The following is a 17,293-nucleotide window of genomic DNA, read 5'->3' on the forward strand; positions in this document are numbered from 1 at the left end:
CTTGCATGACATGCTAAAGTCGCCACCGTTTTCCGCTCCAGCGAATGGACCCATCATGCCCGCACTAGACGCCCACCTCGCCACCTGGCAGGAACTCGCCCAACGCCACCCCTGCGACGCCCTGCTGCTGGGCAACGGCGCCAGCCGTGCACTGTGGAAGCCGTTCGGCTACTTCTCGCTGTTCGAGGAAGCCCAGCGCGCCGGGCGCAAGAAAGGCCTGGCGATCAGCGACCAGGCCTTGTTCAAGTCGCTGGGCACCGAGCTGTTCGAGCCTGTGCTGAGCACCCTCAACCACACCGTGCGCGCCAACGCCGCCCTGGCGATCAACTCCACCGCGCCGCTGAACCGCTATTACTCGATCAAGGAAGCACTGATCCACGCCATGCGCACCGTGCACGTGCCGTGGCCGCTGATGCCTGCAGCCACCCTGGCCGCGGTCAACCAGGCGTTGCGCAGCTACCGCAGTGTCTATACCAGCAACTACGACCTGATCCTGCCGTGGGCCGTACAGCACGACCCACAGGGCTTTGCCGCCCTGGTCGATGAGGAAGGCTTCTTCGACGTGCGCCGCACGCAAAGTGCAGGGACACGCGTGCTGCACCTGCACGGCGGGCTGCACCTGCTCAAGCTGCCCGACGGCGCCACCCGCCAGCGCAGCGCCGAAAGCGCTGAATTGCTCGATGGCTTTGCCGTGAACATCCCGGGTGAAGTGCCCTTGTTCGTCAACGAAGACCGCAGCGACGAGAAACTGCGTGCGATCCGCCACTCGGATTACCTGGGCTGGTGCCTGGGGCAGCTGGCGCAGGAAAGCCAAGGCCTCTGCCTGTTCGGCCAGCACCTGGACAGCAGGGACCAACACCTGCTCGAAGCGATTCGCCAAGCGCGGCCGGCGCATCTTTCGATTGCCATCAGGGCGCTGGGCGAGGCCTCGGTGATGAATCAGAAACGCCATTTTGTGGAGCGGTTTGGCGACCTGACGGGGACTGCGCTGCATTTCTTCGATGCGAGCACCCATCCGCTGGGGGCGATTGCGTTGGCGATCGAGGTGCCGACGGTGCGCCGCTAAGACTGCTCCAGCGGTGCAACTTCAATGAGCGAAAGCCGTGGGACTTTTGACTAACCGTGCATGTGCGGTTGACACATTGACGGCCATCGCAACCCGAGCCAGGTCCAGCGTCTCTTGGCCGATGGTGTAACTCCCTCGGGCCAGCAACCAGGCCAGGACGTCTGCGAGATGCCACAGCGAAGTGCTGCCTTCATGTATGGGAGCCGGGAAACTGTGAACATGCGCGAGCATCAGCTTGCGCATGTTCTGACGCGATACACCGACGATCTCTGCCACATCGGTCAGGCCGACAAGGTCTGGCGTGGCCTCGATCAGTCGTGCGCCAGGCACTGCCGTACGGACATCCCTGAGAGCGCCTTCGATTGCCTCGTTCGCGCCAGCAGATTCCCGTACAAATTCAAGCGAAAGGCGCCCCGGCTGGCCGATCCCGACCAGCGCGTCATCACAACCTGCCTCGGCCAGGCGCTCCAGGAGCGCATCGATATCTTCGTCCTCGACCAATTGGTACTTGAGGGTAAACTCGTATTCCATCGCTACTGCTCCTCACCACCCTTCGCTGCGGTATCGGTTTCACTGCTGCCTGTGCAATGGTCCACTACACGCTTTAGCTGGCGCGCAAAATTGCCAGGATTCTTCGGGGTGCTCCAGACACTGGTAATGCAACGCTCCCCGCACCGGCAATCGGCATCGTTGAACGGGCAGTACATCTTTCCCCAACAGTGCCCGCCCCCCACAACGATCCGCCATCCCTGTGACTCAGCGTGCCTCAAGGCCTGCTCGACCTCTTTCTTGGCATGAACCGGCCGTGACATCAAATCTTCTCCAGTGTGGGCTCGGACCTCAAGGTTGTCAAATGACAACCAGGTACGGTTTTGGTGTCGACCACACTACAGGTCTCTTGACGCTCAAATCAGCCGCTTGATGCGCTTGGGAATTGTCCTACGCACTGTTGGGAATGATGCCCAGCACACGTTCATTGCCCGGCGATCAAACCATCCCCCCGCAACAACGTCTCCAGGCAATGCTCCTGCACGCCATAAAACGCTTTCAGCTGCGCGATCTTCTCCAGCAACGCCCCCGCCTCCACCGGCTGCTTACGCTTCACCGCAAGAATCATCTTGTTCTTGTTGGTGTGCTCCAACGAGATGAACTCGAACACCTTGGTCTCGTAACCACAAGCCTCCAGGTACAAGGCGCGCAAGCTGTCGGTCAGCATCTCGGCCTGCTGGCCCAGGTGTAGCCCGTATTGCAGCATCGGCTGCAGCAGCCCCGGGCTGTGCAGTTGCGGGCGGATCTGTTTGTGGCAGCACGGTGAGCACATGATGATCGCGGCATTGCAGCGTATGCCGGTATGGATCGCGTAATCGGTGGCGATGTCGCAGGCATGCAGGGCGATCATCACCTCGATGGCCTCGGGCACCACGCTGCGCACGTCACCGCACTGGAACTCCAGGCCCGGGTGCTCCAGGCGCGAAGCTGCGGCGTTGCACAGGTCGACCATGTCCTGGCGCAACTCTACGCCCGTCACCTGAGCTTCACGACCCAGGGTGTTGCGCAGGTAGTCATGCATGGCAAAGGTCAGGTAACCCTTGCCGGAGCCGAAGTCGGCCACCCGCAACGCCTGCTCTGCAGGCACAGGCGCATTGGCCAGGGCATGTTCGAAGACTTCGATGAACTTGTTGATCTGCTTCCACTTGCGCGACATGGAGGGGATCAGCGCGCCTTGCGCGTCGGTCACCCCAAGGTCGCGCAGGAAGGGCCGTGACAACTCCAGGTGGCGTTTTTTCTCACGGTCGTGGCCGGTGCTGGTGACCGCCTCGCGGGGCGCCTGGGCACCGTGACGCTGGAGCATCGGCTTGCCCTTCTTGCTGAAAGTCAGCTGCTGCTCCCCCTCGGCATCGAACAGGTGGGCATTGCGAAAGCTTGCCGGCAGCAGTTCGGCAACCAGCGCCAGGGCTTGGTCCAGCGGCAGGTTGCGGGTGATGTCGCGGGTCTGGTGGCGGTACACCAGCGACAGGTTCGGCTGCCCCTTCACCTGCACCGGTTTGGCGATGATCCGCTGCAAGGTCGGGTCGGCACCAACGTGGCGCGCCAGCACCAGCTTGACCAGGGCGTTGCCGTGCAAGGCAGCGCTCAGCAGGTCGAGAAACTGGGCGCGCGCATCCGGCGCGGAAGAAGCGGAAGGATTGGCGGACATGGAAAACAGGTGCCTCGGGTAGCGGGAAGCGCGTTGCGCGATGCCGCGCATTCTACGTCGATGGCCGCCTCAGGCGAAGGTTTTCGCGATGGGCGTGGCTCAGTCGAGGACGACCAGGCGGTTGGGCAACTCGTTGCGTGCATGGGTGCGCGGCACGTGCTCGCACAGCCGCTCACCGCAGGCCTCGATACACTCGACAAAGCCCTGCAAGGTGCGGCCCTGGCGTACCTGCTCGGCAAAACGGGCAACGATGACCGCACGGGCCTTGGCATCCAGATGGCGATCGATGCCTTGATCGACGAGGATCTCCACATGCCGCTCAGCCTCGGCGACAAAGATCAGCACCCCGGTGCCGGCGGCAGTGCGCTGCAGGTTCTGTTCGCGAAACTGTTGCCGGGCCAGGCGCGATGCCCGCCAGCGGCGCAGCGCGCGCGGGATCAGCCAGGCGGCCAGGCGCGGGTTGCGCAGCAGCACACACAAGCCAAAGAACAGCAACACATTCGCCACCAGCAGGCCGCGCACACCCGGCCAGCCCAGCAGCAGGTGACACAGCCCTGGCACGGCCAGGGCCAGCACGGCGGCCCAGAGCAGCGGCAGGTAGGCATAGTCATCGGCGCGGCGCGCCAGCACGGTCACCAGCTCGGCATCGGTGCGCCGCTCCACGCGGGCAATGGCCTCGGCGATCTGGCGCTGCTGGTATTCGTTGAGGGGGGTCATGCCTTCGGTCTCTCGATCGTTCTTATTGTTGTTGTCCCGGCGTTCGGGTGTTCCTCAGCGAGCGACATATTCAGGCATAATCCGCCGCTGGAATTAATGCCCGTGAATCGTACAACAATAGCCGCCTGAAAACTTCGGCCGCGCACGTATCACCGTGGATACGGCACAGGCCCCGACAACGGAATTCATGATGAAACTGTCTTTGCTGGGCCTGGCCATGATGGGCCTTGCCAGTCAGGCGGCCCTTGCCGCCCAAACCGCCCCGCCCCTGCAAGACAAGCAGGCGTTCATCGAGCACCTGATCAGCCAGATGACCGAAGCCGAAAAGATCGGCCAGCTGCGCCTGATCAGCATCGGCCCGGAGATGCCGCACGAGAAGATCCGTGAAGAAATCGCCGCCGGGCGCATCGGCGGCACCTTCAACTCGCGCACCGCCCCCGAGAACCGGCCGATGCAGGACGCCGCCATGCGCAGCCGCCTGAAGATCCCGATGTTCTTCGCCTACGACACCATCCACGGCGAACGCACCATCTTCCCGATCGGCCTGGGGCTGGCCGCTACCTGGGACATGGACGCCATCGCCAAGGTCGGCCGCACCTCGGCCATCGAGGCCTCCGCCGACGCCCTGGACATGACCTTCGCGCCGATGGTCGACATCGCCCGCGACCCACGCTGGGGCCGCACCAGCGAGGGCTTTGGCGAGGACACCTACCTCACCTCGAAGATCGGCCAGGTAATGGTCCGCTCGTTCCAGGGCAGCAGCCCGGCCAACGCCGACAGCATCATGGCCATCGTCAAGCACTTCGCCCTGTATGGCGCAGTGGAAGGCGGGCGCGACTACAACACGGTCGATATGAGCCTGCCGAAGATGTACAACGACTACCTGCCGCCTTACCGCGCCGCGCTGGACGCCGGTGCCGGCGGGGTGATGGTGGCGCTGAACTCGATCAACGGCGTGCCGGCCACCTCCAACACCTGGCTGATGAACGACCTGCTGCGCAAGGAGTGGGGCTTCAAGGGCGTGACCATCAGCGACCACGGCGCCATCCAGGAGCTGATCCGCCATGGCGTCGCGCGCGACGGCCGCGAGGCCGCCAAGCTGGCGATCAAGGCCGGCATCGACATGAGCATGAACGACACCCTGTATGGCGAAGAGCTGCCAGGGCTGCTCAAGACCGGCGAAGTGACCCAGGGTGAACTGGACCAGGCCGTGCGCGAAGTGCTGGGAGCCAAGTACGAGATGGGCCTGTTCAAGGACCCCTACGTGCGCATCGGCAAGGCCGAAACCGACCTCAAGGACTACTACAGCGAAGACCGACTGCACCGTGATGCAGCCCGCGACGTGGCCCGCCGCAGCCTGGTGCTGCTGGAAAACCGCCAGCAGACCCTGCCGCTGAAGAAAGCTGGCACCATCGCCCTGGTCGGCCCGCTGGCCGATGCACCGATCGACATGATGGGCAGCTGGGCTGCCGACGGTAAGCCGATGCACTCGGTCACCGTACGCGAAGGCCTGCGCCGCGCTGTCGAGGGCAAGGCCAAGCTGGTCTACGCCAAAGGTTCCAACGTCACCGGCGACAAGGCGATTCTCGATTACCTGAACTTCCTCAACTTCGATGCCCCGGAAATCGTCGATGACCCGCGCCCGGCAGCGGTGCTGATCGACGAAGCGGTCAAGGCTGCGAAACAGTCCGATGTGGTGGTGGCCGTAGTGGGTGAGTCCCGCGGTATGTCCCACGAGTCGTCCAGCCGCACCACGCTGGAGATCCCGGCCAGCCAGCGCGAGCTGATCAAGGCCTTGAAGGCCACCGGCAAGCCGCTGGTGCTGGTATTGATGAACGGCCGCCCGCTGTCGATTGCCTGGGAGCGTGAGCAGGCTGACGCCATCCTCGAAACCTGGTTCGCCGGTACAGAGGGCGGCAACGCCATCGCCGACGTGCTGTTCGGCGACTACAACCCGTCGGGCAAGCTGGCCATCACCTTCCCGCGCTCGGTCGGGCAGATCCCGATGTACTACAACCACACGCGCATCGGCCGGCCGTTCACGCCGGGCAAGCCAGGCAACTACACCTCGCAGTATTTCGAGGAGCCAAACGGCCCGCTGTACCCGTTCGGTTATGGCCTGAGCTACAGCAGCTTCGAGCTGTCGGGGTTGACCCTGTCGGGCAAGGACCTCAAGCGCGGTAACACGCTTGAGGCCAAGGTGACGGTGAAGAACACCGGCAAGCTCGATGGCGAGACCGTGGTGCAGTTGTACCTGCAGGATGTCGCGGGCTCCATGAGCCGCCCGGTCAAGGAACTGAAGAACTTCCAGAAACTGCTGCTCAAGGCTGGCGAGTCGCGAACCGTGACCTTCCGCATCAGCGAGGAAGACCTGAAGTTCTACAATGGGCAGCTGCAGCGGGTCGCCGAGCCTGGCGAGTTCAATGTTCAGGTCGGGCTGGATTCCCAAGCTGTACAGCAGCAGAGCTTCGAATTGTTGTAAGCCGCACTGGCCCTTTCGCCGGCAAGCCGGCCCCCACAGGACTTCCACTGCGCCATGCCGAGCGCAGTACCTGTAGGAGCCGGCTTGCCGGCGATAGGGCCCTACCCGCCACTCAATCATCCGGATCTGCCCCATGCCCTTTTCCTTTCGCGCCCTGCGTCTGGGGCTGATCATCCTGCTGATTGTGGCCGGCACTGCGCTCAGCGCGGGCTGGGCCATGCATCAGGCCAAGCGCCAGGCCATGGAGGACGACGCCCGCCGCGCCAGCCAGCAGCTGGGGTTGTACGCCACGGCCCTGCATACCTTGATCGACCGCTACCGCGCCCTGCCCGCCGTGCTGGCCTTGGACCCGGAGCTGATCCAGGCACTGCGTGGGCCGGTCGACGACGCCATGCAGGACGCCCTAAACCGCAAACTCGAACGCATCAATGGCGCGGCCAATTCCTCCACCCTCGAATTGCTCGACCGTACCGGCCTGGCCATCGCCGCCAGCAACTGGCGCCTGCCCACTACCTACGTCGGTTCAAACTACGGCTTTCGCCCCTACTTCAAGCAAACCCGCAGCCAGGGCAGCGGCCGCTTCTATGCGGTCGGCGTGACCAGCGGCGTACCGGGTTACTTCCTGTCCAGCGCCGTCACCGACGAACAGGGGCGCTTCCTCGGGGCCATGGTGGTCAAGCTGGAGTTTCCCGAACTGGAGCGCGAGTGGCGCCAGGGCAGTGATGTGTTGCTGGTCAGCGACGCGCGCGGCATCACCTTCATCGCCAACCAGGACGGCTGGCGCTACCGCGAGCTGCAACCGCTGAGCGGCGCCGACCGCGCCGAACTGGCCGAAACGCGTCAATACGACAAGCAACCGCTGGTGCCCTTGCAGCATCAGGTCCTCACCCGCTTTGCCGAAAACAGCCACCTGAGCCGGGTGCAGGGCCCGGCCGGCACTGCCGAGTACCTGTGGGAGAGCCTGCCGCTGGCGGGTGAGGCCTGGACCCTGCATCTGTTGCGCAAACCGCAGGTCAGCGCTGCCGGGCGCAACGCTGGGCTGGGCGCCGCCGCCGTATGGCTGAGCCTGGTGTTCGCCGCGCTGTTCGTCAGCCAGCGCCTGCGCCTGGCCCGCCTGCGCCAGCGCAGCCGTGAAGAACTCAAGCGCCAGGTCGAGGAGCGTACTCGCGAACTGCGCACCGCACAGGAAGGCCTGGTGCAGTCGGCCAAGTTGGCTGCGCTTGGGCAAATGTCTGCGGCCATGGCCCACGAGATCAACCAGCCGCTGACCACCCAACGCATGCAGCTGGAAACCCTGCGCCTGCTGCTCGACCACGGCCGCTACGACGAAGCGCGCCTGGCACTGGAGCCGCTGGAGCAGATGCTCACACGCATGGCCGCGCTCACCAGCCATCTGAAGACGTTCGCCCGCAACAGCCCGGTCGGCCTGCGCGAACGGCTGGACCTGGCGACCGTGGTCGATCAGGCACTGCACCTGCTGGATACGCGCTTGCGCAGCGACGAGGTCGACGTGGCCCTGTACCTGGCACGCCCCGCCTGGGTGCGGGGCGATGCGATCCGCCTGGAGCAAGTGCTGATCAACCTGCTGCGCAACGCCCTCGACGCCATGGCCGACAAACGCTACAAACGCCTGGAAATCCGCATCGAACCCGAACAGGATCAATGGCGCCTTAGCGTCCTCGACTCTGGCGGGGGGATTGCCGACACCCATCTGGCCAAGGTCTTCGACCCCTTCTTCACCACCAAGCCGGTGGGTGAAGGGCTCGGTCTGGGCCTGGCAATTTCCTATGGCATCATTCACGAGGCTGGCGGCCAGCTGCAGGCAGAGAACCTGCCGGGCGGCGCGCGCCTGAGCTTCACCCTACCCCGTGACCTGGAGCCTGTATGTTGAATTCAGTGATCGTCGTCGATGATGAGGCGAGCATCCGCAGTGCAGTCGAGCAATGGCTGAACCTGTCCGGGTTCAGCGTGCAGTTGTTCGCGCGCGCCGAGGAATGCCTGGCTCACCTGCCCCGGCACTTTCCAGGCGTCGTCATCAGCGATGTGCGCATGCCGGGCATGGGTGGCATGCAGTTGCTGGAGCGCCTGCAGGCCGATGACCCGGACCTGCCGGTAATCCTGCTGACCGGCCATGGCGATGTGCCGATGGCCGTCGAGGCCATGCGTAACGGCGCCTATGACTTTCTCGAAAAGCCCTTCACGCTGCAGCATCTGCTGGGCAGCCTGCGCCGCGGCCTGGAGAAACGCCAACTGGTGCTGGAGAACCGCCGCCTGCATGAGCAGGCTGACCTGAAGTCACGCCTGGAAGCCGCGCTGCTGGGCATGTCGCAAGGCCTGCAGCAACTGCGCCGGCAGGTGCTCGACCTGGCCAGCCTGCCGGTCAATGTGCTGATCCGCGGCGAAACCGGCAGTGGCAAAGAGCGTGTGGCGCGCTGCCTGCACGACTTCGGCCCGCGTTCAGGCAAACCCTTCGTCGCGCTCAACTGCGCAGCGATCCCGGAATCGCTGTTCGAAGCCGAGCTGTTCGGCCACGAGAGCGGCGCCTTTACCGGGGCCCAGGGCAAGCGCATCGGCAAGCTGGAGTATGCCAATGGCGGTACGGTGTTCCTCGACGAAATCGAAAGCATGCCGCTGGCCCAACAGGCCAAGCTGCTACGGGTGATCCAGGAGCAGAAGCTGGAACGGCTGGGGGCCAACCAGAGCATCAGTGTCGACCTGCGGATCATCGCCGCCACCAAGCCCGACCTGCTTGAAGAAGCCCGCGCCGGGCGTTTTCGCGAAGACCTGGCCTATAGGCTGAATGTCGCGGAATTGCGCTTGGCGCCGCTGCGCGAACGGCGTGAAGACATCCCGTTGCTGTTCGAGCATTTCGCCCACGCTGCAGCCGAGAAGCTGAGCCGCACAGCCCCGCCGCTGTCGGCGACGCAGTTGGCGCAATTGCTGACCCATGACTGGCCTGGCAACGTACGTGAGCTTGCCAACGCGGCCGAGCGCCATGCCTTGGGCCTGGGGTCACCCAGCATCGAGGCAGCACCGGCCGGGCAATCGCTGGGCGAGCAGATGGAGGCGTTCGAGGCACAGTGCCTGCGGGCAGCCTTGCGCCAGCATGCTGGCGAGATCAAGGCGGTGATGGAGGCGTTGCAGCTACCCAGGCGTACGCTGAATGAGAAGATGCAGCGGCACGGCCTGGTGCGTGAGGACTTTCTCTGATGAGCGGATTATTGCCGATCAAAACCAATCGATAAGCGGAAATCCGCTCACCCAGGTCATCACGACACGATAAGCCGCTGACCAGTCAATCACCGGCACGCCAGCGGCCGCACGCTCTATGCCCCCATTTGGATCATGCCGCACCCATTTGGCACACCTTCTGCAATCGTTCTGGCAAGCAGCGCCTCAGGCGCGCTCCACAAAAACAACGAGAAGGTATCCCTGATGGATAACGCCACCTCCCTGCCAACCGGGGCGGCCGTCGCGCCCGCCGCAGAAAAAACCACCGCCAGCCGCCTCAAGTCGATTTTCAGCGGCTCCATCGGCAACATGGTCGAATGGTACGATTGGTACGTCTACGCCGCGTTCTCGCTGTACTTCGCCAAAGCGTTCTTCCCTGCCGGCGACTCCACCGCACAACTGCTCAACACCGCCGCCATCTTTGCCGTGGGCTTCCTCATGCGCCCGATCGGTGGGTGGCTGATGGGCCTTTATGCCGACCGCAAGGGGCGCAAGGCCGCACTGATGGCCTCGGTCCTGCTGATGTGCGCCGGCTCCCTCGTCATCGCCCTGACCCCAGGTTATGAAACCATCGGCGTCGCCGCGCCGGTGCTGCTGGTGGTCGCCCGCCTGCTGCAGGGCCTGTCGGTGGGTGGTGAATACGGCACCTCGGCCACCTACCTGAGCGAGATGGCCAGCAAGGAGCGCCGCGGCTTCTTCTCCAGCTTCCAGTATGTGACCCTGATCTCCGGCCAGCTCATCGCCCTGGCGGTGCTGATTGTCCTGCAGCAGACGCTGACCACCGAGCAGCTGTATGCCTGGGGCTGGCGTGTACCGTTCGTGATCGGCGCGCTGTGCGCAGTGGTCGCCCTGTACCTGCGCCGTGGCATGGAAGAAACCGCCTCGTTCACCAAGAAGGAAAAGGCCAAGGAAAGCCTGATGCGCACCCTGCTGCGCCACCCCAAGGAACTGATGACCGTGGTCGGCCTGACCATGGGCGGCACCCTGGCCTTCTACACCTACACCACCTACATGCAGAAGTACCTGGTCAACACCGTGGGCATGAGCATCAGTGACTCCACCACCATCTCGGCGGCCACGTTGTTCCTGTTCATGTGCCTGCAGCCGATCATCGGCGGCCTGTCGGACAAGATCGGCCGTCGCCCGATCCTGATCGCCTTCGGTGTACTCGGCACGCTGTTCACCGTACCGATCCTCACCACCCTGCACACCATCCAGACTTGGTGGGGCGCGTTCTTCCTGATCATGGCAGCGCTGATCATCGTCAGCGGCTACACCTCGATCAACGCCGTGGTCAAGGCCGAACTGTTCCCCACCGAAATCCGCGCACTGGGGGTTGGCCTGCCGTACGCGCTGACCGTTTCGATCTTCGGCGGCACCGCGGAATACGTGGCCCTGTGGTTCAAGAGTGCAGGCATGGAGAGCGGTTTCTACTGGTACGTCACCGCGTGCATCGCGTGTTCGCTGTTGGTGTACGCGACTATGAAAGACACCAAGCAGCATTCGCGGATTACGACTGACTGACCCTGCCGCCAGCTTGAACAAAAGGCGCCTCGTGGACAACGGGCGCCTTTTTTCTTTTGTCTAGCCAATCCTGAGCCAAATATCCAGCCTATTCGGCTCACAAAATGAGCCGAATAGGGTTATTATTCGGCTCACCATAGATTGCGAGGCAACCATGAACGCTCATCGATGGATCTGGCAGCAGCCGAAATGGCCCCACTTCCAATGGCAGAGTGAGCAGCTCGCGCCATTGTTGCGCAGTTGTGTAGAGGCTCAAGGCCGTCTGCTGGGCAGGATGGGAGCCGTCGATGCGTTCAGCGAGAGCCAGAATATCCTCGATACCCTCCTGCAAAATATCGTCACCTCATCTGCCATCGAGGGCGAGCAACTGAATGTTGGCTCAGTACGCTCTTCCCTCGCCCGTCGTCTTGGCATCAAGGAGCAAGGTGCCACCAATGCGCGAAGTGAAGGCCTGGCGGAACTCATGCTGGATGCGACGCAGGCATACGACCAACCCCTGACCCTGCAGCGGCTGTTCACATGGCACCACTGTTTGTTCCCCGACAGCAACGATGGCCTGTCAAAGCCGATACTGGTTGGCCAACTGCGCGACGAAGCACCGATGCAGGTCATCTCCGGTCGTCTCGACAAACCCACCGTACATTTTGAAGCACCACCGCGTATTGGCCTTGAAGACCAGCTAACAGGCTTTCTCGACTGGTTTGCGAACAGCCAAAGCAGCGTTGAACTCGATCCGTTGCTGCGGGCCGGCATCGCTCATTTCTGGTTCGTCACCCTGCATCCCTTCGACGATGGCAATGGGCGCTTGACCCGTGCCCTGACTGATTTGGCACTCGCTCAGGGGGAGCGTCAGGCCATTCGTTTCTACGCCATGTCGGCGAGCATTCTCGAAGATCGAGCGGGCTATTACCGCATATTGGAAAACAGCCAGAAAGGTGGGATGGACATTACCCATTGGCTGGCCTGGTTTCTCGAAACGTTGCTGCGCAGCCTCGAGCACGCCCTTTTGCGTATCGACCGTGTACTGGTCAAGGCGCGGTTCTGGAATGCGCACCGCGCTGACGGTTTGCTGCCTGAGCAGGTCAAGGTACTGAACAGGTTGCTCGATGGAGGCCCACGCGGTTTCGAAGATGACATCAATGCAGCGCAATACCAGGCAGTGGCTAAGGTGTCGAAGGCCACTGCAACGCGCCACCTCACTGACCTGCTGGACAAAGCATGCCTGGTGAAACTAGCCGGTGGAGGACGCAGTACGCGTTATCAGATCAATACCCAGGGTATCCCCAACCCCTGACGCGGTTCACGTAGCTGATACCAGCTGGCAATCATTACCCGCACCAGCAGCACCCCTCCCATCACGGCCGACGACCCTACTCGATTTTCTGCTCTTAACCCCCGATTAATTCAGCGTCTGCATCCTGCAGAGGCTGGCAAAGCATTCAGCACTCGAGGCGCTTGTATCTCAAGAGGTACCAAAACCGAATGCTGAATGGCGACGCTCACGCCAATATACATCTATCAACTCGATTCTTAAGCGCTATTTTTTGCGCTTTTTAATCAAATTAATTGGCGTAGCATTGAATCCATAGAAACAAACAACTTCTCGCATCCAACGGAGCAACGACCATGAAAAACAAAATGATCCTCACCCTGGCCCTTTCGGTTTTCGCGGCTGGCGCCTTCGCCGAAGATGGCTTCGACCGCACCAACGCCCACAGCTTCACTGCGGTGCAAACGCAAACCGCCACTTACGCTGAAGATGGTTTTGACCGCACAGGTGCACAACGCTTCGCCGAAGACGGCTTCGACCGCACTGGCGGCCAACGCTTTGCCGAAGATGGTTTCGACCGCACCAACGCCCACCGCATCAGTTGATAACGGATGCGTGCAACCAGCCCGGCCTTGGCCGGGCTTGATCATTTGCAGGCGGCCGCAGACTTGGCACACTAGGCCCCTCGTCCAACCAGAGGTAGGGCCAGCAAGCCCAACGCAGATGTATTACTACGAACCCGCCAAAGGCCACGGCCTGCCCCACGACCCGTTCAATGCCATCGTCGGCCCGCGCCCGATCGGCTGGATCTCCTCGCAGAGCAGCGAAGGCCAACTGAACCTTGCGCCCTACTCCTTCTTCAACGCGTTCAACTACATCCCCCCGATCATCGGGTTCTGCAGTGTCGGGCGTAAAGACAGCCTGAACAACATCGAGCAGACCGGTGAGTTCGTCTGGAACCTGGCCACCCGCCCGCTGGCGGAGCAGATGAACCAGAGCTGCGCTGCAGTGCCCGCCGATGTGAATGAATTCCAGCTGAGCGGCCTGACTGCCGCGCCGTCGAGCATCGTCCAGGTGCCACGTGTGGGCGAAAGCCCCGTGGCGTTCGAATGCAAGGTGAGCCAGATCGTCCAGCTCAAGCGGGCCGACCAGGAGCTGGTGCCAAGCTGGCTGATCCTTGGCGAAGTGGTGGCGGTGCACATTGCCGAACACCTGCTCAAGGACGGCATCTACGACACCGCCGCCGCCGAGCCGATTCTGCGTGGCGGTGGGCCGGCGGATTACTTCGAGCTGGGCAACCTGTTCAAGATGCGCAGGCCGCAGGCTTGATCGACAGGGCGGGTTACCAGATCAGCTCGCCGTCTTCAGCCACGCCCTGAAGGCGCTCGAGCTCGGCGCAGGCGGCCTCATCGGCCGCAATGGCGCCTTTGAACACCTGGCCTTCCAGCACCTTGTGAAAGCGCGGCGCCCCGCCCATGCCCAAAGCCTTGACTGCGATGGCGGCGTTGTAGCCACCGCCGTCTACCGGGACCATCGCCGAAACCGCTTCAAAATGCGGGAATTCTCTACGTGCCATGTCGCTATCCGCGTGATTGATCGAGGGGCGGCATTCTAACCCGTGGCGTGTGCCTTTCAATCGAAGGTATGCAGATCCAGGCTGCTGACCACCTGGGCCTGCACCAGATCGCCAAACACCTGCAGGGTCGGCGAGGCGAAATAGCCGCTCATTGCCTGCTGGTCACGCCAGCTGCCGCTGAGCAGCCACAGGTCGGCATCGGCTTGCGAGCGCTGTACGGTGAAACTCAGGCAGCCGGGCGTGCGCAACGACGGCTCGAGCAGGTCACGCAGGCGCGCGCCAAGCTCCGCCGAACGACCGCTGCTGGCACGGATGAAAGCCAAGTGGGTGACCGGTTGGGAAAGGGCCATTGCACAATCTCCTTGAAGCAGGCGGACGGAAAAACCAGGCTGCCAAGGTTAGGGCCGCGCCCGCGCGGCGCGTTAGGCCAATACTGCACGTCGATTGCCTGATCCTGCAGCGGTGCAGGATCAGGCAATCGACGTGCAGCTTTCGACTAGCGCCCGCCATTGCCCAAACCTATGCTGCGTCGGTCAGTAGAGGAAAGCCATCATGACCACCACCCCGTCCATCGACCCGACCCTGGAAGTGCAGCGCCAAGAGCTGGCCGAGCTGATCGGCCGCCATGCCAGCGACGTTCACGGCCCGGCGTCCGCCATCGACGACCTGTACCTGGTGCGCTATACCGAGAATGTCCGCTCTGTGCCAACCTTGGCCCAACCCGCGCTGTGCATCCTGGCCCAGGGCAGCAAAAGCTTGTTCCTCGGCGACGAACAGTACGCTTACGACCCTTTGCACTACATGGTGGTGTCGGTGACGCTGCCGCTGAGCGGCGCGAGGCTCGATGCCAGCCCGGAAAACCCGAGCCTCGGCCTGCGCCTGGACCTCGACCCGGCCGAGATCAGCCAGCTGATTGCCGAAAGCGGGCCGATGCTGGTGCCCAACCTGCCTTCCGGCCGCGGCCTTTATGTGGAAAGGACTGACCCGCAACTGCTCGACGCCTTGCTGCGGTTGATTCGCCTGCTGGACTCGCCACGTGACATCGCCATGCTGGCGCCGCTGATCCGTCGGGAAATTCTCTACCGACTGCTGCGCGGCCCCCAGGGCTACCGCCTGTACGAGATTGCTCTGGCCAACAGCCAGACGCACCGGGTGTGCCAGGCCATCACCTGGCTCAACCAGAACTTCCAGCAACCGCTGCGCATCGAGGACTTGGCGCGGGAGGTCAACCTCAGCACCTCGACCCTGCACCACAGGTTCAAGGCCGTCACCTCCATGAGCCCGTTGCAGTACCAGAAGCAGTTGCGCCTGCAGGAGGCGCGCCGGCTGATGCTCAACGATGGCCTGGAGGCGGCGGTGGCGGGGTATCGGGTAGGGTATGAAAGCCCGTCCCAGTTCAGCCGCGAGTACAGCCGGTTGTATGGTGCGCCACCGATCCGCGATGTTGCGCGGTTGCGCGCCAGTACCGGCTGATTATCCTCAGCCCAGTACAGCTGCCTGCCACCGGTTCTGATCAACCTGAATCAGGGTCGGCCCCTTGCGCTCCACGGCCCGGCCAAGGGCAGCGTGCAATTGCGCCACATCGCCGACATCTTCGGCCTCAGCGCCCAGGGCACGGGCCACGCCGATGAAGTCCGGGGTATGGATGTCCACCCCGACCGGCTCGATGGCGCGGTTGACCATGTACTTCTTGATTTCCTCGTAGCCCTGGTTATTCCACAGCAGCACGATCAATGGCACCTGGGCCTCCACCGCGCTGGCCAGTTCCGGCAGGGTGAACTGCAGCCCACCATCGCCAATCAGGCAAACCGCCGGTGCACGCGCGGCCGGTTGCTCGGCGCTGCCCAGCCAGGCCCCCATCGCTGCGGGCAGTGCATAGCCCAAGGTGCCGTAGCCGGTCGAGGCATTGAACCAGCGACGTGGTTGATCCATGTCCAGCGTCAGGTTGCCGGTGTACACCGGCTGCGTCGAATCGCCGACCAGGATGGCATTGGGCAGACGCTCCAGGATGCTGGTCAGCAGGCGGGTCTGGCTGAGGGTCGGCTGATCCCAGCCAGCATTCAGCGCATCACGCAGATGCCGAACACGTGCAGCCCCCCAGCTACCATCCCGGGCCGGTTGCGGCAGCGCCTGCAAGCAGTCGAGCAACGCCTGCGCCGCCAACGCTGCATCGGCAACCAGCGCCAGCTCCGGTAGGTAATTGCGCACGGTCTGGTCCGGGTCGATATCGATGCGCAGCAGGCTGCCAGGGATTTCGAAGCCGCCCTTGAATGTCACGTCGTAGTCGGTTTCGGCCAGCTCGGTACCGATCGCCAGCACCACGTCGGCCTCCGCCACCAGCGCGCGGGTGGCGACCAGCGACTGGGTCGAACCGATCTGCAGCGGGTGGCTGGAAGGCAGCAGGCCCTTGGCATTGATGGTCAGCGCCACCGGGGCTTGCAGATGTTCGGCCAGGCCCGCCAGCGCAGCACCTGCATCCAGCGCACCACCCCCTGCGAGGATCAACGGCTTGCGCGCCTTGGCCAGGCGTTCGGCCATCTGCGCCGCGGCCTGTGGCGCGGCACCTGCGCGGCTGCTGCGCACCGGCCGGCCCGGCAGCAGGTGGTCGGCAGGCTCAACCAGTACATCCAGCGGGATTTCGATATGCACCGGCCGCGGGCGGGCGCCGTCGAATACGGCAAAGGCACGGGCCAGCACTTGCGGCAGGTCGTCGGCGCTCATCAGCGTCTGCGAAAACGCCGCCACACCGGCCACCAACGCGCTCTGGTTGGGCAGCTCGTGCAGCTTGCCACGGCCACCGCCCAGCTGGTCACGCGACTGCACGCTGGAAATCACCAGCATCGGGATAGAGTCTGCGTAGGCCTGGCCCATGGCGGTGGTGATGTTGGTCATCCCGGGGCCGGTGATGATGAAACACACCCCGGGCTTGCCGCGTGTGCGCGAGTAGCCGTCAGCCATGAAACCAGCACCTTGCTCGTGGCGTGGCGTGATATGGCGGATCGACGAGCCCGCCAGCCCTCGGTAGAGCTCCACGGTATGTACGCCCGGGATACCGAAAACATGGTCAACGCCATAGCCTTCGAGGAGTTTGACCAGTACTTCGCCGCAAGTTGCCATCGGTTTCACCTTGGATCTTGTTGGAATCTGTGCGCATTGGACCCAACGTGCAGCTATCGCCACAAGGCAAAAAAACACATACTAGCCATGTCCCTTAATCATGGCTCGCCACG

At 63.2% G+C, this 17,293-nt stretch carries 16 protein-coding genes; 9 read left to right on the plus strand and 7 right to left on the minus strand.

From position 1 onward, the window contains the following. Positions 1-55 precede the first annotated feature (55 nt). Positions 56-1,066, plus strand: coding sequence for a DUF4917 family protein (locus ABEH27_RS15810; RefSeq protein ID WP_346614497.1), 1,011 nt, complete (start codon positions 56-58; stop codon positions 1,064-1,066). A gap of 21 nt (positions 1,067-1,087) precedes the next feature. On the opposite strand, the gene ABEH27_RS15815 is transcribed toward ABEH27_RS15810, so the two are convergent. From ABEH27_RS15815 to ABEH27_RS15830, 4 genes are all read right to left on the minus strand, one after another. Next, positions 1,088-1,597, minus strand: a complete 510-nt coding sequence (locus tag ABEH27_RS15815) for a DNA-binding protein (protein ID WP_346614498.1) — start codon at positions 1,595-1,597, stop codon at positions 1,088-1,090. Positions 1,598-1,599: 2 nt separating this feature from the next. After that, positions 1,600-1,878, minus strand: a complete 279-nt coding sequence (locus tag ABEH27_RS15820) for a hypothetical protein (protein ID WP_346614499.1) — start codon at positions 1,876-1,878, stop codon at positions 1,600-1,602. 161 nt (positions 1,879-2,039) lie between these two features. Continuing rightward, positions 2,040-3,263 carry an SAM-dependent methyltransferase gene (locus tag ABEH27_RS15825; RefSeq protein WP_346614500.1) on the minus strand — a complete coding sequence of 408 codons (1,224 nt, stop codon included), beginning with the start codon at positions 3,261-3,263 and terminating at the stop codon, positions 2,040-2,042. A 99-nt stretch (positions 3,264-3,362) separates the two neighbouring features. Further along, positions 3,363-3,980 (minus strand): TPM domain-containing protein, encoded by a 618-nt coding sequence (locus tag ABEH27_RS15830; RefSeq protein ID WP_346614501.1) that lies wholly within the window; start codon positions 3,978-3,980, stop codon positions 3,363-3,365. A 187-nt stretch (positions 3,981-4,167) separates the two neighbouring features. Between ABEH27_RS15830 and bglX the strand changes: the two genes are divergently transcribed. The 7 genes from bglX to ABEH27_RS15865 all read left to right on the plus strand — a co-directional run bounded on the left by bglX (position 4,168) and on the right by ABEH27_RS15865 (position 13,816). After that, complete coding sequence (gene bglX, locus ABEH27_RS15835; RefSeq protein ID WP_346614502.1) at positions 4,168-6,462, plus strand: beta-glucosidase BglX; 2,295 nt, start codon at positions 4,168-4,170, stop codon at positions 6,460-6,462. Between the two features lie 133 nt (positions 6,463-6,595). After that, positions 6,596-8,353 (plus strand): ATP-binding protein, encoded by a 1,758-nt coding sequence (locus ABEH27_RS15840; RefSeq protein WP_346614503.1) that lies wholly within the window; start codon positions 6,596-6,598, stop codon positions 8,351-8,353. After that, on the plus strand, positions 8,347-9,672 hold the full coding sequence (locus ABEH27_RS15845; protein WP_346614504.1) for a sigma-54 dependent transcriptional regulator: 1,326 nt from the start codon (positions 8,347-8,349) through the stop codon (positions 9,670-9,672). Before ABEH27_RS15840 ends, ABEH27_RS15845 begins: the two co-directional genes overlap by 7 nt. Positions 9,673-9,897: 225 nt before the next feature. Continuing rightward, positions 9,898-11,217: an MFS transporter gene (locus tag ABEH27_RS15850; protein WP_346614505.1), complete on the plus strand. Its 1,320-nt coding sequence runs from the start codon at positions 9,898-9,900 to the stop codon at positions 11,215-11,217. Between the two features lie 154 nt (positions 11,218-11,371). Next, on the plus strand, positions 11,372-12,511 hold the full coding sequence (locus tag ABEH27_RS15855) for a Fic family protein (protein WP_346614506.1): 1,140 nt from the start codon (positions 11,372-11,374) through the stop codon (positions 12,509-12,511). 332 nt (positions 12,512-12,843) lie between these two features. Continuing rightward, positions 12,844-13,092 (plus strand): heme utilization protein, encoded by a 249-nt coding sequence (locus ABEH27_RS15860; RefSeq protein WP_346614507.1) that lies wholly within the window; start codon positions 12,844-12,846, stop codon positions 13,090-13,092. Positions 13,093-13,210: 118 nt separating this feature from the next. Next, entirely contained in the window at positions 13,211-13,816 is a 606-nt protein-coding gene (locus ABEH27_RS15865; protein ID WP_346614508.1) for a flavin reductase family protein, read from the plus strand. Between the two features lie 13 nt (positions 13,817-13,829). On the opposite strand, the gene ABEH27_RS15870 is transcribed toward ABEH27_RS15865, so the two are convergent. Both ABEH27_RS15870 and ABEH27_RS15875 read right to left on the minus strand, forming a co-directional pair. After that, complete coding sequence (locus ABEH27_RS15870) at positions 13,830-14,063, minus strand: hypothetical protein (RefSeq protein ID WP_346614509.1); 234 nt, start codon at positions 14,061-14,063, stop codon at positions 13,830-13,832. A gap of 56 nt (positions 14,064-14,119) precedes the next feature. Then, positions 14,120-14,413 carry a putative quinol monooxygenase gene (locus tag ABEH27_RS15875; RefSeq protein ID WP_346614510.1) on the minus strand — a complete coding sequence of 98 codons (294 nt, stop codon included), beginning with the start codon at positions 14,411-14,413 and terminating at the stop codon, positions 14,120-14,122. 202 nt (positions 14,414-14,615) lie between these two features. On the opposite strand from ABEH27_RS15875, the gene ABEH27_RS15880 reads away from it, so the two are divergent. After that, a complete protein-coding gene (locus tag ABEH27_RS15880; protein WP_346614511.1) occupies positions 14,616-15,536 on the plus strand; it encodes an AraC family transcriptional regulator in 921 nt (306 codons plus the stop codon). 6 nt (positions 15,537-15,542) lie between these two features. On the opposite strand, the gene ABEH27_RS15885 is transcribed toward ABEH27_RS15880, so the two are convergent. Further along, positions 15,543-17,180: a 5-guanidino-2-oxopentanoate decarboxylase gene (locus ABEH27_RS15885; protein ID WP_346614512.1), complete on the minus strand. Its 1,638-nt coding sequence runs from the start codon at positions 17,178-17,180 to the stop codon at positions 15,543-15,545. Between the last annotated feature and the right edge of the window lie 113 nt (positions 17,181-17,293).

It is taken from the genome of Pseudomonas sp. P39-UII1, from assembly GCF_039672635.1.
In the GTDB taxonomy this organism is placed as follows: domain Bacteria; phylum Pseudomonadota; class Gammaproteobacteria; order Pseudomonadales; family Pseudomonadaceae; genus Aquipseudomonas.